This window comes from Serratia entomophila (assembly GCF_021462285.1).
Classification (GTDB): Bacteria; Pseudomonadota; Gammaproteobacteria; order Enterobacterales; family Enterobacteriaceae; genus Serratia; species Serratia entomophila.
This window is the reverse complement of the sequence record NZ_CP082787.1, coordinates 1,121,633-1,147,012: the sequence shown is the minus strand read 5'-3', so window position 1 is coordinate 1,147,012 and position 25,380 is coordinate 1,121,633. Positions and strand designations below refer to the sequence as shown.

Here is a 25,380-nt window from a genome sequence, read left to right as displayed (position 1 = left end):
AATGCCGCATCAATGGCCGGCGAAGTCCACCAGGCAATAGCATTCAATGCCCAGCTTGTTCAGACGCGCTTCCCCGCCCAGATCCGGCAGGTTGATGATGAACGCGGCGTCTTGTACTTCCCCACCCAGGCGGCGGATCAGCTTGGTGGTGGCTTCGATGGTGCCGCCGGTCGCCAGCAGATCGTCCACCACCAGCACTTTATCGCCGGCGGAGATGGCGTCGGTGTGGATTTCCAGCCGGTCGGTGCCGTATTCCAGCTCATAGCTTTCGCTGAGGGTGGCGCGCGGCAGCTTGCCCGGTTTGCGCACCGGTACAAAACCGACGCCCAGCGCCAGCGCCACGGGGGCACCAAACAGGAAACCACGCGCTTCGGTACCCACCACTTTGGTCACGCCCGCTTCGCGATAGCGCTCGACCAGCAGCTCGATGCTGGCGGCGTAAGCCAGCGGATTTTCCAACAGGCTGGTGACGTCACGGAACAGGATGCCCGGCTTTGGGTAATCCGGGATGGTTTTGATACTGTCTTTAATAAACTGAAGCTGCTGCGCAGTAGCGGTCATAATTGTTGCCTGATAAAACTGCCTGAAAACTGGCGCACAGGCCGCCCGAAATCCCGCATCACCCGCAGGTGAAGTCGATCACCGGGGAAAAGGGAGGCAACCCGCGCACGAAAACGCCCAAATCTATGCAAACTGGCTCAAGAATGCAACTCTCCCCTGCATCTTTCACCCCGGTCACTGACCTAAGCAAGCTCCCGGGGATGCCCGCGTTTGTCGCCTGGCTGCGGCTTGAAAGCCATCGGGGAGTTTAAGGTACGATCAGCGCCGTTTTTGTTGCGGCAGGTCAATAACCGGCAAACGCAGCATGAAAGTCAGCAAAATGGCCAACATCAGCAACAGCGCGCCGCGCACCCACCAAATTTTCACCAGCCACAGCGAGACCGCGAAGGTCAGGACAATCACCAGCACCGCCTTCCACTTCGCCCCCGGCGGCAGCGCGCGATGCCGTTGCCAGTGGCGCAGGTAAGCGCCGAACCAGGAGCGGTACAGCAGCCAGTGGTGAAAACGCGGCGAAGAACGGGCGAAACACCAGGCGGCCAGCAGCAAAAACGGCGTAGTCGGCAACAGCGGCAGCACCACGCCCAGCGTTGCCAGCACCACCGCCAACCATCCCAGGATAATCAATAACCAACGCGCCATGCCAAACCTTCATCCCTCACCCCGTTGCCGCCCACTTTACCACCGGCATCCGGCACCTCGCCAGCCGCGGCGGCGGAATATGCGCGCGGCGCTTGTTTCGCAGCGGGATCGCGGGCAAGCTTAGGCCAGCGAAAACCATGATGGAGCCTATGTGAGCACTCAGCGTCTATTACAAGCGTTGGCACAACAGATCGCCGCCCTGGCCGACGAGGTGACGCCGCGCGGCGACGCCCCGATCCCCCAGGCGCGTTTCGACGCCGCGCTGTTCGCCAACCGCGGCACCCGGCTGCGCGATTATCTGGCGGAAGTGCAGAAAAACTTCGCCCAGCTGCAAACCGCCGCCAACGGCAGCCGCACCAGCCAGGTGGCCTTTCTGGCGGAGAAGCTGGTGGCCCAGATCGCCGCGCTGCAGCGCGAGCTGGCAACTCAGGCGCTGCGCCGCAAGAATCAGCCGAAAGAGGTGGCGGCGGTCGATCTCTACCATAAACTGGCCGAGCATCAAGATTATGAACGCCGGCTAATCTCCATGATTCAGGACCGGGAAAGCCTGCTGGGGCGCCAAACCACGCTCGCGGCACAGCAGAAGCTGCAGCATGAGCTGGCGGCGTTGGAAGGGCGGCTGATGCGTTGCCGCCAGGCGCTGGCGCGCATCGAACGCAGCATAGAGCGTAAAGAAAACGGTTTTTGAAGATTTATCACATTATTTTAATGAATATCCCCCGGCCAACCCCTTGTTCACTATACTCAGCGGTGCAACGTTTTATTCATTCACCTAATCACTAATCGCAGGTTTTATGTCTCTGGAAAACGCCTCACCGGAATTACAGCTGGCGGTAGATTTGATTTATCTGCTGGAATGCAACGAGATCGATCCGGCCACCGCGCTGGCGGCGCTGGATATTGTCAAACGGGATTACCAGGAAAAGCTGCAGCGCAACGGCGTCACCTCCCCTTACCTGCCGACCGGCCAGTAAACCGGGTTCAGCGCCGCTGAACCCTTAATCCCGCCTTCTACCCTGCCGGCTGGCCGCCTTCGTCCGGCGACAGCGTTCTCTTCACTTCCTGCACCTCGTTGCCCTGCTGGTTATGCAAGTACACTTCCAGTTGGTTAAAGGCGATGTCGATGTCATTTTCCCGGCACAGGCGATCGATCGCGCGGTTCAGCTCGTCTACGGTATAGCTGCGATCGCGCAGTTCACGCACGTAGAGCCGCAATTCATGGTCCAGGGTGCTGGCGCCAAAGTTGAGGAAAAACACCTGCGGTTCCGGATCGGTCATCACCCGCGGGTTGTCGCGCGCCGCCTGCAGCAGCACCGCCTTCACCTTGTCGAGATCGGAACCGTAGGCCACCCCCACCTTGATCAGCACCCGGGTAATGGTGTCGGACAGCGACCAGTTAATCAGCCGCTCGGTGACAAACGCCTTGTTCGGAATAATCACTTCCTTGCGATCGAAATCGGTAATGGTGGTGGCGCGGATGCGGATTTTACTGACCGAACCTGAGAACGTGCCGATGGTGATGGTGTCGCCGATGCGGATCGGCCGTTCGAACAGGATGATCAGGCCGGAGACGAAGTTGGCGAAGATTTCCTGCAGGCCAAAGCCCAGCCCGACGGTCAGGCCGGCCGCCAGCCACTGCAGCTTGTCCCAGGAGACGCCGAGCGATCCGAGCGCGGTCACCGCGCCCACCGCGGTGATCAGATAGGTCAGAATGGTGGTGATGGCGTAAGACGCCCCCTGCCGCAGCTGCAGCCGCGACAGCACCACCACCTCCAGCAGGCCCGGCAGGTTGCGGGTCAGCACATAGGCGACGATCACCGCGACGAACGCCACCATCATATTGCCCAGCGTGACCGCCTGCGGCACGCTGCTGCCGGCGACAGTGGAGGTGTAATGCCACAGCGTGACGCTGTCCAGATAGGAGATGACCGTCACCAGATCCGACCAAATGGCGTAGAAGGCGCTGGCGAAGATCGCGAACAGCACCATGGTGGTCAAACGCAGCGACTGCTCGTTGATCTGATCGAGCGCCAGCGGCGGCTCTTCCACCACCGGCTCACCGCCCTCGGCCCCTTCCTTCGCCAGGCTTTGGCGGCGCGCCAGCGCCCGCCGGTAGGCCAGACGCCGCGCCGCGACGCTCAGGCCGCGAATGGCGGCCAGATAGACGATATTCCACAGGAAGAACAGGTACAGGCTGTCGATCCAACGGCTGGCCAGCCGCAGCGTGGTGTAAAAGTAACCGGCGAACATCAGCCCCAGCAGTATCAGCGGCGTGGCGGCGATGGCGGTGACGATCACCAGCCGCACCGCGTGCGATCCTTTCTCGCGCCAGCTGTCGCGGCATATCGGGAACACCAGCACCGCCAACAGCGCCAGCGTCAATATGACCACCACCTGGCCTATCACATCCTCCACCAGCCGCAGCGGCGCTTTCTCGCCCAGCACCGACCAGAAGATCAGCGGCTGCAGCGCCAGCCCCAGCCGCACCGTCTGGCGGCGGTAGTGTGCGCACAAATTGGTGGCAAAATTGAAGTGCCGTTCGGCGATGCCGCCCGGCGCCAGCATGCGGTAGGTGAAGCCAAACACCAGCCACGAAAGCGACAGCTGCTGCGACAGCGCCCAAAGGAAATCACTGATGCCGACATCCGCGCGATAACACCAAAAACCGGCGCCGAGCAGCAGCAACGAACCGGGCAGCACCTTCAGCAGGGTCAGCATAATGGCCTGCGGGGTGTGCATCTGGCTGTCGCGTTTTAGCTGGCCGACGTCATTCGCCAGCTTCTGCAGGCGGCTGTCGATCAGCCGGTAACGCCAACGCAGCAGCCCGACCAGGATAAGCAGCGGGATCAGAAACACCAGCGCGTTCAGCCCGCCCTGCAGCATTTTGCCGGCGTCGAATTTGAAATCCATCCCGGCCAGCTGATCGCGCACCGCTTCCGGCAGGGCCTTCAGCCACGCCAGATCGATAGGTTTGTTGCTGTTGACCCAGAAAATCTGCTGGGTCAGGGTATCCTGCAGCGAGCCGTAAACGCCGGTCAGCTGCTGCTGGTTGATCTGCAGGCTGATCGACTGCGCCAATTGGTTGCTGAGCTGCTTGTTGAGCTGATCCAGCAGCTCGCGCCGCATGTCGACTATCTCGCTCAGCGCGTCGAGCACGTCCGGGCTGGCCTTCTCTTTGCTGTCGGCCACCAGCTTGTCGATGTATTCCTCGCCCTTGAACAAGTCATCGCGCTGCTGGTTGATCTCAAACTGTTCCAGCCGCAGATCGGCGATGCGGGTGCTCATGTCGGCCAACAGCGTGCCCTGCGGCAGCGTTTGCTGCTGCTGATACAGGATGCGCGACAGCACCAGGCTGCCCTTCAGCACCTGGATCTGTTCTTTCAGATTGCGCTCGGACTGCAGGCCGCGGTCGAGCCAGTTTTTTACCCGAATATTCTGCTGGAACAGGATGTTGCTCTCTTCCGTAGCGGCGATCAGCCGCTGGCTGAGCTGGCGGTTAACGTCCAGCTCTTTGCTGACCAAGCGATCGTGCTGAATGTCCGTGGCGTCTTCCGGGTTCTGCGCCTCTTTGGCGGTTTTCTCCGACAGCGTCAGGCGTTTGCTGTTGACCACCTCCTGCAGCAACTGCACCGAATGGTCCAGCGCATCAATGTGCGCGGTGGTGTAATCGCGCTGCTTCTGCAGCAGATCCTGCAGGGTGGTGTTGGCTTCCAGGCTTCTGCGCTGCAGATCGATCTGCGCATTGAGCAGCGCCTGTTCGGTGGCCAGCATCACCTGCTGCGTATTGCGCAGCGAATCCTGCCCCGGCGTCTGGCCGTTGATTTGGTTACGGATCTCCTGCAGGCGCTGCGAGGCGGTGTACATGGTGCTTTGTACCCGCTCCGGCTGCGTCTGCAGCGACACCAGCTGGCTGTTGTAGGTCGACAGGCTTTCCTGCGCGTTTTGCAGCTCGTCGAGCGTTTGGTACAGCCGGGATTCCAGCTGGCGTAACGAGAGCGGCATCAGTTCAGCGCGCGCCGCCGCGCTGTTCGGCGGCTGTTTCAGCGCATCCAGTTCGGCGGTGACCTGATTTAATTTGGCCGGCGCCTGCTGCAGCTGCTGCTTGAGCTGCGCGGCGTCCTGTTTGTTACGCTCGATGGCGTCGAGCAGCTCGAGCGTGCGGGTTAAATCCTGCTGGGAAAGTTTATCGACCGGCGTCAGCGCCTTTTGCTTATTCAAGGCTTCAAGTTGGTTCTGTATGTCGCTGCGCGCGGGCAGATCGCCGTTCAATGCCGCGTGGGCGGCAGGCAGACATAAAACGCAGGCCAGCGTCAGCAACAGCTGAGCGCAGGCGCGCCGGATGCGCGCACCGGAAAACAGGGATAAAGCCAGAGAAGGAGCGGTGATTAACCAGCGCTGCATGATTTAACTTCGGTTTGATTAAGAAGCCTGCAGATTATCACGAGCGCCGGCGGGCAACGAACAACAAAAGCGTTGCCGATAATGTACAGTTGTAGCGAAATCAGAACGTCAGCACTTTTTCCGCCGCCAGCGTCCACTGCGCCAACTCCACCAGCGTACCGATAGCCACCCCGTCCGCCAGCGGCAGCCGGCTGACGCCGCGCGCGTCGGCACAGGTTTTACACAGTTTGACCGGCACCTGCTGTGCCGTGAGGATCTCCAGCATCTGCTGCAGATGATAGCCTTCGTGCGGCTGCTGCCCGGCGATGCCGGCGACCACCGCGTCGGACATCAAAAACAGCCGCAGATCGAGGCCGGCCTGCTGCTCTTTCAGCGCAATAGCCAGGCGCAGGGCATTGAATAACGATTCCTGGCCGTAGGCAGCGCCGTTGGCGATCATGACCACTGATGACATGAGGGTTCTCCTTATAAAGGCCGGCGCTGGCTGCTGGAAGACTGGGCCGCCAGCTGTTCCGGCGTGAGCCGCAGGGTGGGACAAAACTGGAGCATCTCGAGGAAGGCGTCCACCAGCGCGCTGGCTTCTGCCCGCAGATCGAAGCTTTCCGGCATAAACAGCCAGTTTTCCATCAGGCCGCTGATGTAGGCCCGCAGAATGATCGCCGCGCGGCGCGTGTGCAGATCGGGAGGCAGTTGGCCATGATGCATGCAGTTATACAGCACCGCTTCGATGCGTTCATAGCCGGCAAGGTAGAGCACCTTGCGTGAATCCAGCAGTGGAATCATTTCACCGACAAATTCACATTTGTGGAATATAATCTCCATCAATGCTCTGCGGCGGCAGTCTTCTACCGTAGACGTCAAAACGTAAATCAAAATTTCTCTGATAACCCGCAGTGGATTATCCGGATACTTTGCCTGATACTCGGTCTCGAGATCGTCTATTTTAGGCTCTGTAGATTCCCAAACTTCATTAAACAGGTCTACCTTATTCTTGAAGTGCCAGTAAATTGCTCCACGCGTAACCCCGGCAGCGGTGGCAATATCTGTTAGTGACGTTGCAGAAACGCCACGTTCAGAGAATTCTCTCACCGCAGCGTCAAGAATATGCTGTCGGGTTTCTTGCGCCTGCTGTTTGGTTTTTCGTGCCATGACGTTGTTATTTAGGGGGAGTGTGATTTACATACATTCGCGAATGTATGTACCATAGCACGCACATATAATTAACGCAGCAATGGGTTTTAAAGCTTGTGATCCATTGATCATTTTGAAATCGGACACTTGAGGTTTTTCTATGAACAAAAACAGAGGGTTAACGCCTCTGGCGGCCGTTCTGATGCTTTCAGGCAGCTTAGTGCTAACAGGATGTAACGATAAAGAAACCCAACAGCAAGGCGCCCAACAGCCGGCTCCTGAAGTGGGCGTGGTGACATTGAAGGCCGAACCTCTCAATATCACTACCGATCTTCCTGGCCGCACCGCTGCGTATCGTATCGCCGAAGTTCGCCCTCAGGTTAGCGGCATCATCCTGAAGCGCAACTTCGTTGAAGGCAGCGATATCAAAGCCGGGACTTCCCTGTATCAAATCGATCCCGCCACCTATCAGGCTACCTACGACAGCGCCAAGGGCGATCTGGCCAAGGCGCAGGCCAGCGCTTCCATCGCGCGCACGACGGTGAACCGCTACAAGCCATTGCTGGGTACCAGCTACATCAGCAAACAAGATTACGACACCGCCGTTTCCAACCTGCAGCAGGCCGATGCCGCCGTTGTCGCCGCCAAAGCCACTGTGGAAACCGCACGCATCAACCTGGCCTACACCAAGGTGACTTCGCCAATCTCCGGCCGCATCGGCAAATCCGCCGTGACCGAAGGGGCACTGGTCAGCAACGGCCAGGCCACCGCGCTGTCCACCGTACAGCAGCTGGATCCGATGTATGTTGACGTGACTCAATCGAGCAACGACTTCCTGCGTCTGAAACAGGAGCTGGCCAGCGGTGCGCTGAAGCAGGAAAACGGCAAGGCCAAGGTCAAGCTGCTGCTGGAAAACGGCGCTGAGTACGCTCAGGAAGGCACGCTGGAATTCTCCGACGTGACCGTTGATGAAACCACCGGCTCCATCACTATCCGCGCCTTGTTCCCTAACCCGAACGATACGCTGCTGCCGGGCATGTTCGTGCGCGCTCGTCTGGACGAAGGCGTGCGCAGCGAGGCGCTGCTGGTGCCGCAGCAGGGCGTAACGCGCAATCCGCGTGGCGAAGCGACGGCGATGGTTGTCGGTACAGACGACAAAGTTGAGCTGCGCACGCTGAAAGCGGATCAGGCGATTGGCGATAAATGGCTGGTTACCGACGGCCTGAAAGCCGGCGATCGCGTGATTGTGACCGGCCTGATGAAAGTCCGCCCGGGCGCGCAGGTAAAAGTGCAGGAAGTTGACACTCAGGCGCAAAAACAGCCGCAGTCTGAAGCGCAGAAGTCATAAAAAGGAGCCGGTAAGACATGGCTAAGTTCTTTATAGATCGCCCGATTTTCGCCTGGGTAATCGCCATCATCGTCATGTTGGCGGGGGTGCTTGCAATAATGAAACTGCCAATAGCGCAGTATCCCACTATTGCACCACCGGCGGTGAGTATTTCCGCCAACTACCCGGGCGCAGATGCCACGACGGTGCAGGACACCGTGACGCAGATTATCGAACAGAACATGAACGGTATCGATAATCTGATGTACATGTCCTCCACCAGTGATTCCTCTGGTAGCGTCACCATTACCCTGACGTTTGATTCCGGCACCGATCCTGACATCGCGCAGGTTCAGGTCCAGAACAAACTGTCGTTGGCCACCCCGCTGTTGCCGCAGGAAGTGCAGCAACAGGGTTTGAAAGTAGAAAAATCCAGCAGCAGCTTCCTGATGGTCGCCGGCTTCGTTTCTGACGATCCGAAGATGACGCAGGATGACATTGCGGACTACGTAGCTTCCAATATCAAGGATCCTATCAGCCGTTCATCCGGTGTGGGCGAAGTGCAGCTGTTCGGCGCGCAGTACGCGATGCGTATCTGGCTCGATCCGAACAAACTGAATAACTTCCAGCTGACCACCACTGACGTGACTTCGGCCATCACCGAGCAGAACAACCAGATCGCCGCAGGGCAGCTGGGCGGCATGCCGCCGGTGCCGGGGCAACAGCTTAACGCCTCGATCATCGCGCAGACCCGTCTGACCTCGCCGGAAGAGTTCGGCAAGATCCTGCTGAAGGTTAACGCCGACGGTTCGCAGGTTCGCCTGCGTGACGTGGCGCGCATCGAGCGCGGCGGCGAAAGCTACGCCGTGACCGCACGCTACAACGGTAAACCGGCGGCCGGCCTGGGTATCAAACTGGCCACCGGCGCCAACGCCCTGAACACCGCCAAAGGCGTAAAGGACGCGCTGACCAAGATGCAACCTTTCTTCCCGCAGGGGATGAAAGTGGTTTATCCGTACGACACTACGCCGTTCGTTAAAATCTCCATCAACGAAGTGGTGAAAACGCTGATCGAAGCCATCATCCTGGTCTTCCTGGTGATGTATTTGTTCCTGCAAAACTTCCGCGCCACGCTGATCCCGACTATCGCGGTGCCGGTGGTGCTGCTGGGGACCTTTGCGATCCTGGCGGCGTTCGGCTTCTCGATAAACACCCTGACGATGTTCGGCATGGTGCTGGCGATAGGCCTGCTGGTGGATGACGCCATCGTGGTGGTGGAAAACGTCGAGCGCGTGATGTCCGAAGAGGGACTGCCGCCGAAAGAAGCCACCCGCAAATCGATGGGCCAGATCCAGGGCGCTCTGGTGGGTATCGCCATGGTGCTGTCGGCGGTGTTCGTGCCTATGGCGTTCTTCGGCGGCTCCACCGGCGCCATCTACCGCCAGTTCTCGATCACCATCGTTTCCGCGATGGCGCTGTCGGTGCTGGTGGCGATGATCCTGACGCCGGCGCTGTGCGCCACCATGCTGAAACCTATCCCGAAAGGCGACCACGGGGTTAAAACCGGCTTCTTCGGCTGGTTCAACCGCATGTTCGAAAAGAGTACCCATCACTACACCGACAGCGTAGGCAGCATTCTGCGCAGCACCGGCCGTTATCTGGTGATCTACCTGCTGATCGTGGTTGGCATGGGCCTGCTGTTCCTGCGCCTGCCTTCCTCGTTCCTGCCGGACGAAGACCAGGGCATCCTGCTGACCATGGTGCAGCTGCCTGCCGGCGCCACCGAGGCGCGCACCTCCAAGGTGCTGGAAGAAGTCACCGACTACTTCCTGACCAAGGAAAAGGACAACGTGGTGTCGGTGTTCACCGTCGCGGGCTTCGGCTTCAACGGTAACGGCCAGAACAACGGCCTGTCGTTTGTCAGCCTGAAAGACTGGTCTGAACGCAGCGGTGAACAAAATAAAGTGCCGGCGATTGCCGGACGTGCGATGGGCGCCTTCTCGCAGATCAAAGACGGCCTGGTGTTCCCGTTCAACCTGCCGGCGATTATCGAGCTCGGCACCGCGACCGGTTTCGACTTCCAGCTGATCGACCAGGGCGGCCTGGGGCACGAGAAACTGACCGAGGCGCGTAACCAGCTGTTGGGCATGGCGGCTCAACATCCGGACGTGCTGGTGGGCATGCGTCCTAACGGCCTGGAAGATACGCCGCAGTTCAAACTGATCATCGATCAGGAAAAAGCCAAGGCGTTGGGCGTGAGCATCACCACCATCAACAGCACGCTGACCACCGCGCTCGGGGGCTCGTACGTCAACGACTTCATCGACCGCGGCCGCGTGAAGAAGGTATACGTACAGGCTGAAGCACCGTTCCGCATGTTGCCGGAAGACATCAACAAGTGGTTTGTCCGCGGCACCAGCGGCCAGATGGTTCCATTCTCCGCCTTCTCGTCGGCGAAGTGGGAATACGGCTCGCCGCGTCTGGAACGTTACAACGGTCTGCCTTCGATGGAAATCCTGGGCCAGGCGGCACCGGGCAAGAGTACCGGTGAAGCGATGAGCCTGATGGAAGAGCTGTCGTCCAAACTGCCAAGCGGCATCGGCTACGACTGGACCGGCATGTCTTACCAGGAACGTCTGTCCGGCAACCAGGCCCCTGCCCTGTATGCCATCTCGATTCTGGTGGTGTTCTTGTGTCTGGCGGCGCTGTATGAAAGCTGGTCGATTCCGTTCTCGGTCATGCTGGTGCTGCCTCTGGGGGTTATCGGCGCGTTGCTGGCGGCCACCATGCGCGGCATGAACAACGACGTTTACTTCCAGGTGGGCCTGTTGACCACCATCGGCCTGTCGGCGAAGAACGCCATCCTGATCGTGGAATTCGCCAAGGATCTGATGGAGAAAGAGGGCAAAGGGCTCATCGAGGCGACGCTGGAAGCGGTGCGTATGCGTCTGCGTCCGATCCTGATGACCTCTCTGGCGTTCATCCTCGGGGTACTGCCGCTGGTTATCAGCAGCGGCGCCGGCTCCGGTGCGCAGAACGCGGTAGGTACCGGCGTTATGGGCGGGATGATTACCGCCACCGTGCTGGCTATCTTCTTCGTGCCGGTGTTCTTTGTGGTGGTTCGTCGCCGCTTCAGCAAGAAGTCTGAAGATCTGGAACACAGCCATCCGGTTGACCATCACTGATAGTTCGATGGATCTCACCCGCTAACAAAAAGGCCGCTTATGCGGCCTTTTTCTTTTTCCCTCGCCCATGCATTTTATTCTTGATCCTCTGGCTCAGGCGGCGCATAATATTTGTTATAGTATAACATTACATTGGAGTGCATCATGAAAGCAGGCATCCATCCTGACTACCGTACCGTGGTGTTCCACGACCTGAGCGCCGACGCCTATTTCAAAGTGGGATCAACCATCAAGACCGATCGCACCATTGAACTGGATGGCGCAAGCTGGCCGTATGTCACCATCGACGTCTCTTCCGCTTCGCATCCGTATTACACCGGCAAGCAGAAAGAGTTTTCTAAAGAAGGCAGCACTGCGCGCTTCCAGCAGCGTTTTGGCCGCTTTATCGGCAAGAAGTAACGAGGGATCAGCATGCAGGTTTTGAGTTCATTGCGTTCGGCGAAAAATCGCCATCCGGATTGCAAAGTCGTGCGCCGTAAGGGCCGCATCTATGTGATCTGTAAAACCAACCCGCGTTTCAAAGCGGTACAGGGGCGTAAGAAAAAGCGTTAACCCGAGATGTCATCTGTCGCAAAGCCCCGTTGCTGCTCAACGGGGCTTTTTTTATGGAGAAAGAGCGAACGCCGCAAGCGCCCTGCCGCAGCGACAGGGCGAATGCGTTATTTCATGCTGCCGAGCAGCGCATCGACATTGTGCTTGAACGCCTCTGCATAGGTGGCCGCCGGGCCGTTGGCTTTGGACAAGGCTTCCGGGTACAGCTCGCCGCCGGCCTTAGCGCCGGTGGCGGCGGCAATCTGCTTCACCAGGCGCGGATCGGTCTGGTTCTCGATAAAGTAGGCGTTAACCCGCTCCTGCTTGATCTGTTTGATCAGGCCGGCCACGTCGCTGGCGCTGGCTTCGGCCTCAGTGGAGAAACCGACCGGGGCAAGGAAGGTGACGCCATACTCTTGCCCAAAATAACCGAAAGCATCATGGCTGGTCAGCACCTTGCGCTTCTGCTGGGGTACTGCGGCAAACTGCGTTTTTGCCCACAGATCCAACTTGTGCAGCTGCTGGATATACTCCGCGCCGCGCTGGCGGAAGTAGTTGGCGTCTTGCGGATCGGCGGCGATCAGCGCATTCATCACGTTAGTGGCGTAGTGCACGCCGTTTTTCATGCTGTTCCAGGCGTGAGGATCGGTCACCTGCTTGCCGTCTTCTTCCATTTTCCGCGAATCAATTCCCCGTGACGCGGTGATCACCGGCCCCCGATAACCCGAGGCGCTCACCAGGCGATCGATCCACCCTTCCAACCCCAAACCGCTGACGAACACCACCTCGGCCTGCGACAGCAGCTTGCTGTCTTGCGGTGAAGGTTCAAAGCCGTGCGGATCGCCGTCTGGCCCCACCAGGGTGCTGACCTTGACATGCTCTCCCCCCACCTGCTTGACGATATCGCCGAGGATGGAAAAGCTGGCGACGGCGTCGACGGTCTTCGCCATCGCCATTGGGCTGGACAGCAGAGCAGCGACCGCCAGCGATATAGGTAAACATTTCATACTTTCTCCTTGCATATGGCACTTCTCAACGGCGCGCGAGGGAGTAGATCCCGCCGCGCGTTCCAAACAGAATCGAAACAAAAAAGATCAGGCTGGCGCTGAGCACGATCGCCGGGCCGGCGGGCAATGAGGCGTAATATGACCATTCCAGGCCAATCAGGCTGGAGAGCATGCCGATACCCATCGCCGCCGCCAACGTGTGTGGCAGGTTGCGCGCCCAAAAGCGCGCGCTGGCGGCGGGCAACATCATCAGCCCGACCGACATCAGGGTGCCGAGGATTTGAAAGCCCGCCACCAGATTGATCACCACCAGCGCCAGAAACAGCCCCTGTATCAACGCCAGCAGGCGCGGCGCGCTGACCCGCAGGAAAGTGGCGTCGAAAGATTCGATCACCAGCGCGCGGTACAGCACCGCCAGCGATATCAGAGAAAAGCTGGTGATTGCGCCGACCATCAGCATGGCGTGAGTGTCCACCGCCAGAATCGAGCCAAACAGCACGTGCAACAGATCGACGCTGGAACCGCGCAGCGATACCAGCGTGACCCCCAACGCCAGCGATCCCAGATAGAAACCGGCGAAGCTGGCGTCTTCTTTTAGCGGCGTGCGGCGGCTGACCAGCCCGGACAGCATCGCCACCGCCAGCCCGGCGATAAAGCCGCCGACGCCCATCGCCACCAGCGACATGCCGGAAATCAGATAGCCTATCGCCGCGCCGGGCAATACCGCATGCGACAGCGCATCACCCACCAGGCTCATGCGCCGCAGCAGCAAAAAGACGCCCAGCGGCGCGGCGCTGAGCGACAGCGCCAGGCAGGCCACCAGCGCACGGCGCATAAAACCGAAGGAAGCGAAGGGATCGATCAACGCATGCAGCAACATCATGGCGCTACCGCCTTAAGGCAGTGGGGCCGGCTGGCGACGTTCAGCGCCGGAATATGCTCCAGCACCCGATCGGCATCCCCCCAGTGGCAGCACTGCGGGGTCAGCAACAGCGCCTGGGGGAAGTGATTGGCCACCATCGACATATCGTGCAGTACGGCGATCAGCGTGCGCCCCTGGCGGTGCAGGTGATCGATCACCTGCAGCAGCAGTTGGGTGGTAGCGCTGTCGATGCCGGTAAAAGGTTCATCCAGCAGGATCAGCGGCGCCTGCTGCACCAGCAAACGGGCAAACAACACGCGCTGCAGCTGGCCGCCGGAAAGCTCACCAACCGGGCTGCGCGCCAACGCCGTCATGCCGACGCTTGCCAACGCCTCGGCTATCTGCCGCGCCACGCGTTGGCTCAACCCGCCGAAGATACCGCTTTGCGACCAAGCGCCCATCGCCACCAGATCGCTGACCAGGATCGGGAACTGGCGATCCAGCTCCGCCTGCTGGGGCAAATAGGCCATGCGTGGCGGCCTGCCGCCGCTAAAATGCAGGCTGCCGCCCTGCAACGGCTGCAACCCTGCCAGCGTTTTCAGCAATGTCGATTTGCCTGCGCCGTTAACCCCGACCACCGCCGTCAGGGAACCTGAGGCAAAATGGCCGCTGAGCGCTGGAAACAAAGGCGCGGCGCCATAGCCAATCTCGGCCTGTTGCAAAGCGATCATGGCAGCGCTACCGCCCAGTAAATGCCCAGCCACAGCAGGGCCAGCAGTATGGCGGCAACCCCGCAACGCACGATGGCGGAGGCGGTAAATAACGAGTTCAGGAACGGCGCTGCGTCATCGCGTGGTGTGGGAGTCAATGTTTTAGCCAAAAGCAAAGAAATTGTTATAATATAACATCACAAATCATGCGTCAGCTCAAGCCCTCCGCCCGGCAATAATGCAACGGAACGTAACAGCCCGGCAGCTGCCCCTCAGCGTATGGATATACGGAAAAAACTCAGGGTTATTACTCCATTAGGGAAATGTGCTTTTAAGGTAAAAAAAGCATCGGCAAAGCGAAATTTTTACCGGCGGCCGGTAAAAAGGAGTAAGATAAACGGATTAAATTGCTCTCCGGCTCGACGTTAATGCACGTAATCCTTGCTTGCGATCTGAAAACCAGCGCACTTTCTGTTAAAAAACTAAAGAAAGTGATCGAGGGTAAAATAACCGAGTTAGTGCCTGCATTGACCAGCGGACTGAGCTTTTATTCAGAAAGTGCGCGCTATGTAGAAGATTCATTAGAAATACTTGATATAAAAGAGACAGGCAATGGCGATTATTCAATGAGTTATCGCTATAAATGGCAAATTTTCAACGCCTGTCTGGATATCAATGCAGATGCATTCAACAGCGACAGCGTCGGGTTCAAGCTGAGCGAGCGGGGATTAACCTTCGACATCATTGATAACTCACGCCCATCAACCGCAGATGAATTGTAAGTTTACGTAATAACAGCAGGCCAGACACGAAAAAATGATTTATATTCATTAGACGAGAAGTTTATTTAGTTACCGTTAAGCTGCCTCCGTCCATGATGTAAATCAGCTTACTCACATAGTGTTATCAACACCGAAATTAAGACTTACGGAGGGGATGATATGGATGAGTATTCGCCTAAGCGACATGATATTGCTCAACTCAAATTCTTGTGCGAAAATTTGTATGATGAAGGCATCGCCACCCTGGGAGACAGCCACCACGGGTGGGTGAACGATCCAACCTCTTCCGTCAACCTCCAGCTTAATGAGTTGATTGAACATATTGCTTCGTTTGTGATGAGTTATAAAATTAAATACATGGATGAAACAGACCTGTCGGAGTTAGTCGAAGAATATCTCGACGATACCTATACGTTGTTCAGCAGCTACGGTATCAATGATTCCGATCTTCGTCGTTGGCAAAAAACCAAGGCGAGATTATTCAGAATGTTCTCAGGAGAGGGCATCTGTACGACAATGAAAACTTAGGGGATAATTATTCCCCAACCTATTTAGCGGTTTATAAAATTAAAGGCCATCATGACAAAAATCGACTATCTAATGCGTTTGCGTAAATGCACCACCATTGACACCCTCGAACGCGTTATTGAGAAGAATAAGTATGAGCTTTCCGACGATGAGCTGGAGCTGTTTTACTCGGCCGCCGATCATCGCCTGGCGGAACTCACCATGAACAAACTGTATGATAAAATCCCCACGGCCGTTTGGAAGTACGTAAGATAACCCAGGCAGCAACGCGTTGAGCCGATGCGGTTGTCGGCCTCAATGCCCGTTTTTTTAGTATTTATCTTATTGACTTGCTAAGGCTTCATTCTTTTTTGAAATTCCTGCAATAATAGCTGAAAACAATTTTCTATTAATGGCGGGCGGCTTTGATGAGCGCTGCGCATTAATGCAATGGTGCGGCTGAGTAATGGTTGTTGCAGATGAACCACGGTTAATTCCTCGTCCTGCAGATGCACGGTATAAAGCTGCGGCAAAATAGCCACCGCTAAATTCGAACGCACTAACCCATATAATGTCTCGAGAAAGTCCACCTGATACGCGGCAGTTAAATTCAGGCGATGGCTTTCCGCCAACGCCAATACCAATCGGCTGATATTACCCTTCGAAAAAACCGCAATATTGCGCCGGGATAACTGCCGCCACGGCAGATGATGCGATTCCGCCAGAGGATCGTCGCGCCGCATGACCACCACGAAAGGATCTTCCTGCAGCGGGTGTATTTCCAGGCTGTCCGGCACCGAGCTGTCGAGCGCGCCTATGCCAAAGTCAATCTGGCCGTTCTCCAACTGCAGCAACAGAGAGTCATTGGTTTGATCGTGAAACTCGATGCGCAAGCGGGGAAAATGCTCGGCCAACAGCTGCGGCACCGCCGGGAACAGCAGACTGCCGACCGAGGGCACCAGCCCAACGCGCAAGGTGCCGTCGCCCCCCGCCAGCACGATGCGCTGCATGTCGTCGAATGCCGCCTGCGCCACGTTCAACACGCGTTCGGCGTGCGGCAGAATAGCCGTGCCCAATTCTGTCAGCGTCACCGCAGAGGCGGTACGGTTCATCAGTTTGCCCCCCAGCACGGATTCAACCTGCCGCAGCGCGCTGCTCAACGCCGGTTGGCTGATCGCCAAACGGTTCGCGGTATCGGTAAAATGCCGCAACTGCGCCAGCGTCACGAAGTATTGGATCTGCTTTAAAGAGAGCGCGGGCAGACGGCGCCAGGGTTCGGACATATCAGCCTTCCGTCAGGGCAGGGAAACGTTTGCCACAGCATAAACGTTTCTTATCACGCAATAAATTAAATCATCTGGGCAAACCCCGGCAGCCCCCCTAGAGTAACTCCCCTGTCATCATGCAGGTAACTACCATGACCTCTTATTCCGAACGCCGGCGCGCAATCAAGGCCGCGCTGGGGCAGGCTCCCTACGATCTGTTGCTGACCAACGCGGCGCTGGTCGACATGGCGACCGGCGAAATTCGCCCGGCCGACGTCGGCATCGTCGGCTCGCTGATTGCCAGCGTTCACCCCTGCGGCACCGCAGCGGACGCCGCGGAAATTCAGGATCTGGCCGGCGCCTATCTCTGCCCTGGGCTGATTGACACCCATGTACACGTAGAAAGTTCGCATCTGCCGCCGGCGCGCTATGCCGAGATCGTGGTTGCGCAGGGCACCACCACCATTTTTTGGGATCCGCATGAGCTGGCCAACGTGCTTGGCGTCGCCGGCGTGCGCTATGCCATCGACGCCAGCCGCGGCCTGCCGCTGCGGGTCATTTGCGCGGCGCCGTCCAGCGTGCCCTCCACTCCCGGCCTGGAGATGTCCGGCGCCGACTTCGCCGGAGAGGAAATGGAGACCATGCTGGCCTGGCCCGAAGTGGCCGGCGTCGCCGAAGTGATGGACATGCACGGCGTGCTCAACGGCAGCGAACGGATGTTGGAAATCCTTAACGCCGGCCTGAACAGCGGCAAACTGATCGAAGGCCACGCACGCGGGCTAAGCGGCGCCCAACTGCAGGCCTATTTGGCGGCCGGCGTCACTTCGGATCACGAGCTGACTTCCGCCGCCGATGCGCTGGAAAAACTGCGCGCCGGCCTGACGCTGGAGATCCGCGGCTCGCACCCTTATCTGCTGCCGGAAATTGTCGCGGCGCTGCTGACGCTGCCGCATCTGTCTTCGCAAATCACCCTGTGCACCGACGACGTGCCGCCGGATATCCTGCTGGAGAAAGGCGGCATCATCGCCCTGCTCAACCTGTTGATTGAGCATGGCTTGCCGGCAACCGACGCGCTGCGAATGGCAACGCTCAATGCCGCCATTCGCCTGCAGCGCAACGACCTGGGGCTGATTGCCGCCGGGCGTATCGCCGACCTGGTGGTGTTTGATTCGCTGTCGCAGCTTAAGGCTCGGGCGGTGTACGTAGCGGGAAAACTGACGGCGCAGCAGGAGAAATTGCTGGCGCCGCTGAGCGACACCCCGGCGGTGACGGCGCCGCGCGATACGCTGCGTTTGCCACCGCTGGCCGCCGCCGACTTTATCATGAAAATTCCGGGCATCCGCCACGGGCAGGCGACGCTGCGCCATATCAAAGGCGCCCGCTTCACCCAGTGGAGCGAAACCACGGTCGAGGTACGTGCAGGTGAAGTGCAGCTCCCGCCCGGTTTTAGCCTGATCTGGGTACAGCACCGCCACGGCCGCCACCCAGCCAAGCCGCAGCTGGCGCTGCTGGAAGGCTGGGGGGAACTGCGCGGCGCCATCGCCACCAGCTATTCGCATGATTCGCACAACCTGGTGGTGCTGGGGCGCAACGCCGTGGATATGGCGCTGGCCGCCAACGCGCTGATCGCCAGCGGCGGCGGCATGGCCCTCAGCCAAAACGGCGCGCTGCTGGCGCAGGTGGCGATGCCGATCGCCGGCATGCTGTCCGACTTACCCGCCGCCGAGCTGGCGCGGCAATTTAAAAACCTGCGCGAACTCAGCGCGCAGGTGGCCGACTGGGAACCGCCCTATCGGGTTTTCAAAGCGATAGAAGGCACCTGCCTGGCGTGCAACGCCGGGCCGCACCTGACCGATCTCGGCCTGACCGACGGCGCGACGCGCCAGATTGTCGATCCGCTGATCGCCTGCTGGGAAACCCCGGCGCAATAATAATTACGATAATGAGACAGCACGGGAGACTGCCGATATGGCGGACAATTCAGTAAATGCTCCAACGCCGGGGAGCTGGCTGCAGCGGCGTTTTCAACTGCACGCGCGGCAAAGCAGCGTCAAAACCGAATGCCTGGCCGGGGTAACCGGCTTCCTGGCCGCCGCCTATCTGTTGGTGGTGATCCCCGGCCTGCTGGCGGTGGGCGGCATGGACAAGGGCGCGGCGACCACCGGCACCATTCTGGTGTTCGTGCTCGGCACGCTGCTAATGGCGTTTTACGGTAACCTGCCGTTTATCGTCGGGCCCGGCATCGGCGGCTCGGTGTTGGTCGGGGTGACGCTGGCGGGCAGCGAAGGCATCAGCTGGCAGATTGGCCTCGGCATCGCCTGCTGGTCCGGCATTTTGTTCTTTGCGCTGACCCGCCTCGGGCTGCGTGAGGTGGTGACCCGTTCGGTGCCGCAGTCGATCAAGCTGGGGCTGACCGCCTCGATCGGGCTGTTCGTGGCGGTGCTCGGCTTTCGCAACGCCGGGCTGGTGCTGGCCAACGCCAAGTCCAACGCGCTGATGCTGGGCGACTTCACCGCGCCGGGCGCCTTGATCGCCCTGAGCGGCCTGTTTCTGGCCATCGCCCTGCAGGCCCGCCGGGTGCCGGGCGCCATCCTGTGGGCCATTTTGTTCGCTACGCTGGTCGGCATTCCGTTCGGCGTGACCCGCCTGCCGGACAGCCTGATGGCGATGCCGCATTCCCTCACGCCGGTGCTCGGCCAGGTCGATATGATCGGTGCGCTGAATATCGCCTTTTTGCCCTACCTGTTTGTGTTTTTCGCCTCGGAGTTTTTCTCCACCATGGGCACCACGTTGGCCGTGGGCGGTGAAGCCGGGTTGCTGGATGAGCATGGCAACATGCCGCACATCAACCGGCCGTTTATGGTGGACTCCATCGCTGCGGCGCTTGGCCCCTGGGTCGGCATTCCCGCCGCAACGGCGCTGATCGAGTCTTCGGCGGCGGCGGAGGCCGGCGGCAAAACCGGCCTGACCTCGCTGGCGGCGGCGGTGATGTTCTTGCTGATGCTGCTGTTTACCCCTGTCGCCCTGATGATCCCGAAAGAGGCCACCGCGCCGGCGTTGATCCTGATCGGCCTGAATATGTTCAGCGGGCTGCGCAAGGTGGATCTGGCGAACTTCACCGACGGCCTGCCGGTGCTGATGATGGTCATGATCACGCTGATCGCCAACAGCTTCGGCACCGGCATCGCCGGCGGGCTGCTGTTCTATATCATCATCAAGGTGATTGCGGGCAAATGGCGCGAGGTGCCGGCCGGGCTCTACCTGCTGGCGATCCCGCTGGCCTATTACTTCGCCACGTTGGTGAAACACTGATCCACTGCGGCGTGCCGACAAACCGGCGCGCCAAACCCCAGGGGTTACAACATGCGGCGCAGAATGGCATTCTTTTCAAAACACTGATGCTTTATCACCGCCGCCACGTGGAGCAAGATCATTCCCGCCAGCGCGATGCATGAATAGCGATGCAGGGTAAAAAAGAACCTGTTCACTTCCAGGTTGGTGACCGGCCGGGGGAAATCTATCACGCCAAAGACCTGAAACCCCTTTTCCAGCATTAAAAAACCGCTGACCAACACCACGAAAATCAGCAGGTAGAAAATCTCGTGCAGCAGGTGCACCAGCCCTTTCCCATGTCCTTTCAGCATTTCGCCATAGGGAACCGTCGGCCTGAAATACCGCCACAGGAAACGCATCACCATCAACGGCGTCAGCACCAGGGCCAACGACATATTGGTTTCGGAGAAAAAGGTAAATATCCGCTCATTCGGCATAAAGTGCAGCGAATACCCGACGATCATGACGTAAATCATCGTGACGGCAATCACCCAATGCAAGAGGCGGCTGAAGAGATCGTAGCGCGTGCGGATAGCGATCGTCTCGGTTTGATGTGGCATAAAACCCCCTTAAAAGCGGCCATCGCTGGCCGCTGAATATTCAGTTCGTTGGCGGGTCGCTTACTTCTTCACAACCCAGGCATCCTGCCAGTTGGAGCCCACGCCCGGCTCATAATGCGTTGCGCCGCTGTTCCACTGCCCGCACCAGCCGCTGTAAGGGAAAGGTTTGCACTCATAGACCTTGCCGTCCTTCGGCTGCAGCACTGTGGTGCCGGCGGCGTATTTGTTCAGCTCATTCGGGAACACGTATTTATAGTCGCCGCCGCCACCGCCGGTGGACTCCGCCACCAGATCGAAGTTCTCGACGTCTGGCTGAATGCTGTTGCCTTTATCGTTGGTCGCAATCACCTTCAGCATATGATGGCCTTCGCTGACGTTGTTCAAATCCATGATCAACGGCTGGCTGGCGTCTTCGAGCTGGGTCTTCAGGTAACCCTTCTCAACCTGGTGATGATCGTATACGCGCGCCTCGAGGGTCAGCTTGCCCTTCACCTCGGCAGTGAAGGTCAGGTTTGATTTGCCGTCTTTGATCTTGGTGCTGGACAGGCCGCCGAGGCGGATCTCTTCGGTAATGCTCGGCGCCTCTTCCTCATAAGAAATCAGCACGTTCGTCAGGGAGCTGCCTTTTTTGGCGAAGACATAGTTATTGCCGGCGATTGGGTTGACGTTGCCGTCCTTGTCTTTAACCCCGGCGCGCACGTCTTTATGGCCGGCGTTGATTTTTTCCGCCAGCGCCAGGCTCCAGCGGTTTTTGTCGGTCAGCTGCTCGTTGACGATGGCGATTTCGGTCTGCATGGCGGTGACTTCGCCGTCATCGCTGAAGAAACGCGCGATGGCCTTGTCGCCAACCTGCAGATCTTTACCGTTGATTTGCCCCTGCAGCTGCTTGTTCCACTCGGAAACGATGCCGCCGTCTTCAAAGTTAACGTCGACCACCTGATAGAAGCTGTTTACCGTGTCGTTAATTTCCCATACGCCATAAATCACCTGGTAACCGGTTCTTTCCGGCACCACGCACTGGTGAACCTCACGATCTTTTGGCGGCTGGGCATGGCCGTCAACCTCACAGAAAGGTTCTTTCTCGAAGGCATCGCGCGACAGCGGCTTGTTCACGTCCCAGTTCTGCTTGGTGATGTAGTAACGCCAGTTGTTGGTTTTATGCTTGGCGGTATGGTACCAGGTGAAGGCCTGCGGGCCGGCCTTGATGGTATTCAGCGCCCATAGGTTGGTGCCCTGACGGTCCAGCGGCTCAAAGCCGCCCACGCCGCCGCTGGCCAGCTGGCCGTCGCGCGGTTTGTCTTTAAACGGGAAGCCGGACTCTTGCTCAACGCTCTGCGGTTCCCACTGCGCGCGGCCGCAGTCGGTGTTGGAACCCAACTTGCATTTATAGGCGCGGCTCTCTGGCACCTCAATATAACCGTGTGACCAAGCGGCCGAAGACGCGGCGAGCGTTGCCATCATCAGGGCAATTTTTGATAATTTCATTATTACTCCAGTTTAATTTCTTGGTTTCAACCGAGAGAACCAAATAATTCCCAGCCGAATCATTTACTGTTCTAAGAAATGCGGAAATTCCGCCCTGAAATAATACCCTGAAGAAAAATAGCCCCGACACTTAGGTTGCATTAAGTTAATGAAGACTAATGGCCATCGCTATCTTAAAGGTTTTAAATAACGCTTAAAAAGCGCTCCGCATATTGAAAGGTTATTTAGCCGGGGTTAGAATGCTTAATAATAAACACCTCTTCAATAAGAAGCCAATAATGTTAAAAAACCTTTCCGCATGGTGTCTATCCGCCGCGTTGTTATCCGGCTGTCAGCAGACCGCAGGAAATAAAACGGCGCCGCCGGCGATCGACCATCAGCTGGCGCAGCTGTCATCGCTGGTCGGCGCCGCGCAGTTTCTCAGGGTGAAGTGCAACCGCGCCGATATTCCCGCAGACGATAAATTAGCCGGGGCGGCATTAAGCGCGGCGGACAAAAAGGGGTGGCCGAGCCGGGCAATCGATCGCTCACGGCTCTCCGAAGCGGCCAACGGGGTATTCGAACGGCTGAATGCAGACGCAACCCCGCTAAGCGAAAAATGCAGCAGCCTCAATCAATCGCTGGCGCAATTCCTCGCCCAAACGCGTTAACCGACCAGCGGCGGGATCATCCACAGGTAGGCCGCCATCGCTGCGCCGGCCAACGCCAGCCCGGGCCCAAAAGGCAAGGGCTGTGACCAGCTGCGGCCACCCATCACGCGCTGCAGCGCCAGCCAGGTCAGGCTGCAGGACGAGCCAATCAGCAAAATATGCGGCAGGGTTTCATAACCCGTCCATGCCCCCAGGGCGGCCAGCAGCTTGAAGTCGCCATATCCCAGCCCTTCGCGCCCGGTCAACAGCCTGAATCCCCAATAAAGCAGCCACAGGCTCAGGTAGCCGGCAATCGCGCCCATCACCGCCGCCGGCAGAAACTGCGGATGCGCAATGCCGTGCCACAGCAACCCGACCCAGAGCAATGACAGCGTCAGGCAATCGGGCAGCAGCTGCCGTTCCATATCGATCGCCGTTAACGCCAGCAATAACGAAAATAACGCCACCATAAATAACCAGTCGATACCCATGCCGATAAAAGCCGCCGTCGCCACCCCCGCCAACAGCACCGCCATTTCAATCAATGGATAGCGCAGCGAAATATTCTGCCGGCAATAGCGGCATCGTCCGCGCAGTACCACCCAGCTGACCAATGGAATATTGTCATAGGGCTTTATATTTTCCGAACAGTGCGGACAACGCGAGGCCGGGAAAAATAAATTAAATGACGCAAGCCGGACTGGGTTATTACCGGCCTCGGCATCGCCATCGAGCATTTTCGGCAAGCGATAAATCAGCACATTAATAAAGCTGCCGACGCACAGGCTCAGCGCGGCGCTAAATAACAGCCAGCGCTCATCGGCCATATTTTCAATAGCGGTTAACATATCTGCCTCTGAGGGTATAAAAGGTAAATGATTATAAAATGGGGGGCTGCGCCCGAACCAGCAGCTGGAGCACCTTGACCCTGCCCGGCTGCTGCTCCCGTTCCACGGCCAGCCGCACCACCCGAATCCCCTGCTCGCGCTGCAGCTCCGCCAGCCAGGCGATGAGCCGGCCGAACGGCAGCGCCGGCAAGATTATCTGCACGCCCTGCTCGCTGTCCGACAGGCGAGCGATAGGGATCTGGCGTTCTTGCGCGCTCTGCCGCAGACGCTGCTGCAGCAAAGACGCCGGCGCCGCCGTTGGCGGCAGCCGCGCCCGCAGCTGGGTGACGGCTGCCACCCGCCCATTAAGCGCCTCCAGGCGCTGCGCATGCTGTTTCATCAGATAAAACTGATACAGGCAGTAGCCGAACGCCGCCAGCAACAGCAGGCTCCAGGCAACCGCCGCCTGCAGGCGTTTATCGACGCGAAAATCGGCGATACGCTGTTTCATTGCTCTCCCCCCACCCTCAGGATCGCCACATCCGGCGCCGCGCCTTGCGTCATCGAAATGTGAATGCCGCTGTCCTCGCTGGGCGGCGGCAGCGTTACCTGCTCTTTGAACAGCGTGATCGTCAGTTCGTTTTTGGCGCCGTCAAAGGTTAACGACTGCAGTTGAGGCTGTTCCCATAGCGACAGCGCCTCGCTGGCGTAAGGCAACAGCGTAAACAGCTGCGGCTCATTGATGATATTTTGCATTTGCCTGACCTGCCTGCTGGCCGTCTCGGCGGCGGAAACGCCCGGCGGCAGCCCCGGCAACAGGCGCTGGGTTACGGCAGCCGCCTGCCGTTCGAATTGCCCGGCCATCAGTTGGTGATACAGGCCGCACGCCAGCAGCGAACAGCTCGCCAGCATCAGCGCGCAGGCGGTTTTCCCCGGCATAAAGCGCGGCCAGCTGGCGGCCGGCCTGAACTTTCCCTGCAGCAGGTTGTTCTTGCTGCGCCAGGCTTCGTCGGCCAGCAGCCATAACGGATCCTCAACGCGAGAGGCGTTCTCCCACCCCGGCGGGACATCGGCGTCGGCATGCAGGCACAGATCCGGCGTCACCGGCGGCGCCGTTGCCGCCCAGGCATGCGGCAGCGCCATGCCCCGCCACGGCCCGCTTCTTATCAGCCAGCGATCTCCGGCCTGCAGCGCGCTGCAGCTGCCGGGCAACGGCAGCGCCAGCACATCCGGCAGCATTTTATCGGCCCGCAGGCCACAGGCGTTCAGCAGCTCGCACCAGGCCGCCATCTGCGCCAGCGCAACCCCGGCGATGCCGTACCGCTGTTGTTCTTTGCCCAGCAGCACCCAGTGCATCTGTTCCACATCCGCCAGCAGCTCGCTTTCGTGCTGGTAGGCCAACGCCATCGGCGTCATCTGGCGGGATTTACCCTGAAATCCCCCCTCGCGCAGCACCACATGCCGCGCCGGAACCAGCACCACCACCCTGCTGTTGCACGCCATCACCGCCAGCTCTTCGCCGCCGTCGCTCAGATCCACCCGGGCGCTGAAGGCGCTATGCGCCTCTCCCGCCTTACCCCAGCGCACCTCGGCCATGGCGTCGTGCCCCAGGGCGATGAGCAGCATATTGTCCGACAT

27 protein-coding genes are annotated in these 25,380 nt (G+C 58.9%); 12 read left to right on the top strand and 15 right to left on the bottom strand.

The genetic code is table 11. The features are described from left to right. Window positions 1–9: 9 nt before the first annotated feature. Both apt and KHA73_RS05515 read right to left on the bottom strand, forming a co-directional pair. Entirely contained in the window at window positions 10–561 is a 552-nt protein-coding gene (apt, locus tag KHA73_RS05520; RefSeq protein WP_234589625.1) for an adenine phosphoribosyltransferase, read from the bottom strand. Between the two features lie 258 nt (window positions 562–819). After that, on the bottom strand, window positions 820–1,200 hold the full coding sequence (locus KHA73_RS05515) for a DUF454 family protein (RefSeq protein WP_234589624.1): 381 nt from the start codon (window positions 1,198–1,200) through the stop codon (window positions 820–822). A gap of 151 nt (window positions 1,201–1,351) precedes the next feature. Between KHA73_RS05515 and priC the strand changes: the two genes are divergently transcribed. Then, complete coding sequence (gene priC / locus KHA73_RS05510) at window positions 1,352–1,888, top strand: primosomal replication protein PriC (RefSeq protein WP_234589623.1); 537 nt, start codon at window positions 1,352–1,354, stop codon at window positions 1,886–1,888. Window positions 1,889–1,994: 106 nt separating this feature from the next. Further along, window positions 1,995–2,174 (top strand): pleiotropic regulatory protein RsmS, encoded by a 180-nt coding sequence (rsmS, locus tag KHA73_RS05505; RefSeq protein WP_234589621.1) that lies wholly within the window; start codon window positions 1,995–1,997, stop codon window positions 2,172–2,174. 37 nt (window positions 2,175–2,211) lie between these two features. Here the strand turns inward: rsmS and mscK are convergent, their stop codons facing one another. The 3 genes from mscK to acrR all read right to left on the bottom strand — a co-directional run bounded on the left by mscK (window position 2,212) and on the right by acrR (window position 6,750). Further along, window positions 2,212–5,601, bottom strand: a complete 3,390-nt coding sequence (gene mscK, locus KHA73_RS05500; RefSeq protein ID WP_234589619.1) for a mechanosensitive channel MscK — start codon at window positions 5,599–5,601, stop codon at window positions 2,212–2,214. Window positions 5,602–5,701: 100 nt separating this feature from the next. After that, window positions 5,702–6,055 carry a DsrE/DsrF/TusD sulfur relay family protein gene (locus tag KHA73_RS05495; protein ID WP_234589617.1) on the bottom strand — a complete coding sequence of 118 codons (354 nt, stop codon included), beginning with the start codon at window positions 6,053–6,055 and terminating at the stop codon, window positions 5,702–5,704. Window positions 6,056–6,066: 11 nt separating this feature from the next. After that, window positions 6,067–6,750, bottom strand: coding sequence for a multidrug efflux transporter transcriptional repressor AcrR (acrR, locus tag KHA73_RS05490; RefSeq protein ID WP_234589615.1), 684 nt, complete (start codon window positions 6,748–6,750; stop codon window positions 6,067–6,069). A 142-nt stretch (window positions 6,751–6,892) separates the two neighbouring features. Between acrR and sdeX the strand changes: the two genes are divergently transcribed. The 4 genes from sdeX (at window position 6,893) to ykgO (ending at window position 11,796) form a co-directional block, all read left to right on the top strand. Beyond that, window positions 6,893–8,080 carry a multidrug efflux RND transporter periplasmic adaptor subunit SdeX gene (gene sdeX / locus KHA73_RS05485; protein ID WP_234589613.1) on the top strand — a complete coding sequence of 396 codons (1,188 nt, stop codon included), beginning with the start codon at window positions 6,893–6,895 and terminating at the stop codon, window positions 8,078–8,080. Between the two features lie 17 nt (window positions 8,081–8,097). After that, a complete protein-coding gene (sdeY, locus tag KHA73_RS05480) occupies window positions 8,098–11,244 on the top strand; it encodes a multidrug efflux RND transporter permease subunit SdeY (protein ID WP_234589612.1) in 3,147 nt (1,048 codons plus the stop codon). A gap of 144 nt (window positions 11,245–11,388) precedes the next feature. Next, the gene (locus tag KHA73_RS05475; protein WP_234589610.1) at window positions 11,389–11,643 is read left to right on the top strand and encodes a type B 50S ribosomal protein L31; all 255 of its coding nucleotides are present in this window, start codon (window positions 11,389–11,391) and stop codon (window positions 11,641–11,643) included. Window positions 11,644–11,655: 12 nt separating this feature from the next. After that, window positions 11,656–11,796, top strand: a complete 141-nt coding sequence (ykgO, locus tag KHA73_RS05470; protein ID WP_012005563.1) for a type B 50S ribosomal protein L36 — start codon at window positions 11,656–11,658, stop codon at window positions 11,794–11,796. 107 nt (window positions 11,797–11,903) lie between these two features. Here ykgO and KHA73_RS05465 read toward each other — a convergent pair whose 3' ends face one another. Genes KHA73_RS05465 through KHA73_RS05450 form a run of 4 tightly spaced genes read right to left on the bottom strand, consistent with a single transcriptional unit; the run spans window position 11,904 to window position 14,512 of the window. After that, window positions 11,904–12,782 (bottom strand): metal ABC transporter solute-binding protein, Zn/Mn family, encoded by an 879-nt coding sequence (locus KHA73_RS05465; protein WP_234589608.1) that lies wholly within the window; start codon window positions 12,780–12,782, stop codon window positions 11,904–11,906. A gap of 25 nt (window positions 12,783–12,807) precedes the next feature. Further along, on the bottom strand, window positions 12,808–13,665 hold the full coding sequence (locus KHA73_RS05460) for a metal ABC transporter permease (protein WP_234589606.1): 858 nt from the start codon (window positions 13,663–13,665) through the stop codon (window positions 12,808–12,810). After that, entirely contained in the window at window positions 13,662–14,375 is a 714-nt protein-coding gene (locus KHA73_RS05455) for a metal ABC transporter ATP-binding protein (RefSeq protein WP_234589605.1), read from the bottom strand. Before KHA73_RS05455 ends, KHA73_RS05460 begins: the two co-directional genes overlap by 4 nt. Next, window positions 14,372–14,512, bottom strand: a complete 141-nt coding sequence (locus KHA73_RS05450; protein ID WP_234589603.1) for a hypothetical protein — start codon at window positions 14,510–14,512, stop codon at window positions 14,372–14,374. Before KHA73_RS05450 ends, KHA73_RS05455 begins: the two co-directional genes overlap by 4 nt. 270 nt (window positions 14,513–14,782) lie before the next feature. Here KHA73_RS05450 and KHA73_RS05445 point away from each other — a divergent pair, with 270 nt between their 5' ends. The 3 genes from KHA73_RS05445 (at window position 14,783) to KHA73_RS05435 (ending at window position 15,919) form a co-directional block, all read left to right on the top strand. After that, the gene (locus tag KHA73_RS05445; protein WP_234589601.1) at window positions 14,783–15,136 is read left to right on the top strand and encodes a hypothetical protein; all 354 of its coding nucleotides are present in this window, start codon (window positions 14,783–14,785) and stop codon (window positions 15,134–15,136) included. Between the two features lie 159 nt (window positions 15,137–15,295). Then, entirely contained in the window at window positions 15,296–15,664 is a 369-nt protein-coding gene (gene tomB, locus KHA73_RS05440) for an Hha toxicity modulator TomB (RefSeq protein ID WP_234589600.1), read from the top strand. A 51-nt stretch (window positions 15,665–15,715) separates the two neighbouring features. Continuing rightward, window positions 15,716–15,919 (top strand): HHA domain-containing protein, encoded by a 204-nt coding sequence (locus KHA73_RS05435; protein WP_061796337.1) that lies wholly within the window; start codon window positions 15,716–15,718, stop codon window positions 15,917–15,919. 77 nt (window positions 15,920–15,996) lie between these two features. On the opposite strand, the gene KHA73_RS05430 is transcribed toward KHA73_RS05435, so the two are convergent. Beyond that, window positions 15,997–16,926 (bottom strand): LysR family transcriptional regulator, encoded by a 930-nt coding sequence (locus tag KHA73_RS05430; protein WP_234589598.1) that lies wholly within the window; start codon window positions 16,924–16,926, stop codon window positions 15,997–15,999. Between the two features lie 134 nt (window positions 16,927–17,060). Here KHA73_RS05430 and KHA73_RS05425 point away from each other — a divergent pair, with 134 nt between their 5' ends. Both KHA73_RS05425 and KHA73_RS05420 read left to right on the top strand, forming a co-directional pair. Next, window positions 17,061–18,839, top strand: coding sequence for an adenine deaminase (locus KHA73_RS05425; RefSeq protein ID WP_234589596.1), 1,779 nt, complete (start codon window positions 17,061–17,063; stop codon window positions 18,837–18,839). A gap of 37 nt (window positions 18,840–18,876) precedes the next feature. Then, the gene (locus tag KHA73_RS05420) at window positions 18,877–20,220 is read left to right on the top strand and encodes an NCS2 family permease (protein ID WP_234589595.1); all 1,344 of its coding nucleotides are present in this window, start codon (window positions 18,877–18,879) and stop codon (window positions 20,218–20,220) included. A gap of 44 nt (window positions 20,221–20,264) precedes the next feature. Here KHA73_RS05420 and KHA73_RS05415 read toward each other — a convergent pair whose 3' ends face one another. Together KHA73_RS05415 and gbpA are read right to left on the bottom strand one after the other, a co-directional pair. Beyond that, entirely contained in the window at window positions 20,265–20,801 is a 537-nt protein-coding gene (locus tag KHA73_RS05415) for a cytochrome b (RefSeq protein ID WP_234589594.1), read from the bottom strand. 60 nt (window positions 20,802–20,861) lie between these two features. Further along, entirely contained in the window at window positions 20,862–22,286 is a 1,425-nt protein-coding gene (gene gbpA / locus KHA73_RS05410; RefSeq protein ID WP_234589593.1) for an N-acetylglucosamine-binding protein GbpA, read from the bottom strand. Window positions 22,287–22,564: 278 nt separating this feature from the next. On the opposite strand from gbpA, the gene gspS reads away from it, so the two are divergent. Beyond that, window positions 22,565–22,936 (top strand): type II secretion system pilot lipoprotein GspS, encoded by a 372-nt coding sequence (gene gspS / locus KHA73_RS05405; RefSeq protein WP_234589592.1) that lies wholly within the window; start codon window positions 22,565–22,567, stop codon window positions 22,934–22,936. Here gspS and KHA73_RS05400 read toward each other — a convergent pair. Genes KHA73_RS05400 through gspL form a run of 3 tightly spaced genes read right to left on the bottom strand, consistent with a single transcriptional unit; the run spans window position 22,933 to window position 25,380 of the window. After that, window positions 22,933–23,763, bottom strand: coding sequence for a prepilin peptidase (locus KHA73_RS05400; protein ID WP_234589591.1), 831 nt, complete (start codon window positions 23,761–23,763; stop codon window positions 22,933–22,935). The two genes, gspS and KHA73_RS05400, sit on opposite strands and share 4 nt — an antisense overlap. Window positions 23,764–23,794: 31 nt before the next feature. After that, window positions 23,795–24,253 (bottom strand): type II secretion system protein GspM, encoded by a 459-nt coding sequence (gene gspM / locus KHA73_RS05395; protein WP_234589590.1) that lies wholly within the window; start codon window positions 24,251–24,253, stop codon window positions 23,795–23,797. Beyond that, window positions 24,250–25,380, bottom strand: a complete 1,131-nt coding sequence (gene gspL / locus KHA73_RS05390) for a type II secretion system protein GspL (protein ID WP_234589589.1) — start codon at window positions 25,378–25,380, stop codon at window positions 24,250–24,252. Before gspL ends, gspM begins: the two co-directional genes overlap by 4 nt.

What these genes read in the sequence shown, in the direction of transcription:
- KHA73_RS05495 (WP_234589617.1), bottom strand. Translation starts at nt 6,055, where the DNA reads ATGTCATCAGTGGTCATGATCGCCAACGGCGCTGCCTACGGCCAGGAA.
- tomB (WP_234589600.1), top strand. Translation starts at nt 15,296, where the DNA reads ATGGATGAGTATTCGCCTAAGCGACATGATATTGCTCAACTCAAATTC.
- KHA73_RS05465 (WP_234589608.1), bottom strand. Translation starts at nt 12,782, where the DNA reads ATGAAATGTTTACCTATATCGCTGGCGGTCGCTGCTCTGCTGTCCAGC.
- KHA73_RS05435 (WP_061796337.1), top strand. Translation starts at nt 15,716, where the DNA reads ATGACAAAAATCGACTATCTAATGCGTTTGCGTAAATGCACCACCATT.
- rsmS (WP_234589621.1), top strand. Translation starts at nt 1,995, where the DNA reads ATGTCTCTGGAAAACGCCTCACCGGAATTACAGCTGGCGGTAGATTTG.
- KHA73_RS05420 (WP_234589595.1), top strand. Translation starts at nt 18,877, where the DNA reads ATGGCGGACAATTCAGTAAATGCTCCAACGCCGGGGAGCTGGCTGCAG.
- gspL (WP_234589589.1), bottom strand. Translation starts at nt 25,380, where the DNA reads ATGTCGGACAATATGCTGCTCATCGCCCTGGGGCACGACGCCATGGCC.
- KHA73_RS05445 (WP_234589601.1), top strand. Translation starts at nt 14,783, where the DNA reads ATGCACGTAATCCTTGCTTGCGATCTGAAAACCAGCGCACTTTCTGTT.
- KHA73_RS05415 (WP_234589594.1), bottom strand. Translation starts at nt 20,801, where the DNA reads ATGCCACATCAAACCGAGACGATCGCTATCCGCACGCGCTACGATCTC.
- ykgO (WP_012005563.1), top strand. Translation starts at nt 11,656, where the DNA reads ATGCAGGTTTTGAGTTCATTGCGTTCGGCGAAAAATCGCCATCCGGAT.
- KHA73_RS05475 (WP_234589610.1), top strand. Translation starts at nt 11,389, where the DNA reads ATGAAAGCAGGCATCCATCCTGACTACCGTACCGTGGTGTTCCACGAC.
- KHA73_RS05430 (WP_234589598.1), bottom strand. Translation starts at nt 16,926, where the DNA reads ATGTCCGAACCCTGGCGCCGTCTGCCCGCGCTCTCTTTAAAGCAGATC.
- KHA73_RS05455 (WP_234589605.1), bottom strand. Translation starts at nt 14,375, where the DNA reads ATGATCGCTTTGCAACAGGCCGAGATTGGCTATGGCGCCGCGCCTTTG.
- mscK (WP_234589619.1), bottom strand. Translation starts at nt 5,601, where the DNA reads ATGCAGCGCTGGTTAATCACCGCTCCTTCTCTGGCTTTATCCCTGTTT.
- sdeX (WP_234589613.1), top strand. Translation starts at nt 6,893, where the DNA reads ATGAACAAAAACAGAGGGTTAACGCCTCTGGCGGCCGTTCTGATGCTT.
- gbpA (WP_234589593.1), bottom strand. Translation starts at nt 22,286, where the DNA reads ATGAAATTATCAAAAATTGCCCTGATGATGGCAACGCTCGCCGCGTCT.
- KHA73_RS05400 (WP_234589591.1), bottom strand. Translation starts at nt 23,763, where the DNA reads ATGTTAACCGCTATTGAAAATATGGCCGATGAGCGCTGGCTGTTATTT.
- apt (WP_234589625.1), bottom strand. Translation starts at nt 561, where the DNA reads ATGACCGCTACTGCGCAGCAGCTTCAGTTTATTAAAGACAGTATCAAA.
- KHA73_RS05515 (WP_234589624.1), bottom strand. Translation starts at nt 1,200, where the DNA reads ATGGCGCGTTGGTTATTGATTATCCTGGGATGGTTGGCGGTGGTGCTG.
- gspM (WP_234589590.1), bottom strand. Translation starts at nt 24,253, where the DNA reads ATGAAACAGCGTATCGCCGATTTTCGCGTCGATAAACGCCTGCAGGCG.
- gspS (WP_234589592.1), top strand. Translation starts at nt 22,565, where the DNA reads ATGTTAAAAAACCTTTCCGCATGGTGTCTATCCGCCGCGTTGTTATCC.
- acrR (WP_234589615.1), bottom strand. Translation starts at nt 6,750, where the DNA reads ATGGCACGAAAAACCAAACAGCAGGCGCAAGAAACCCGACAGCATATT.
- KHA73_RS05460 (WP_234589606.1), bottom strand. Translation starts at nt 13,665, where the DNA reads ATGATGTTGCTGCATGCGTTGATCGATCCCTTCGCTTCCTTCGGTTTT.
- KHA73_RS05425 (WP_234589596.1), top strand. Translation starts at nt 17,061, where the DNA reads ATGACCTCTTATTCCGAACGCCGGCGCGCAATCAAGGCCGCGCTGGGG.
- sdeY (WP_234589612.1), top strand. Translation starts at nt 8,098, where the DNA reads ATGGCTAAGTTCTTTATAGATCGCCCGATTTTCGCCTGGGTAATCGCC.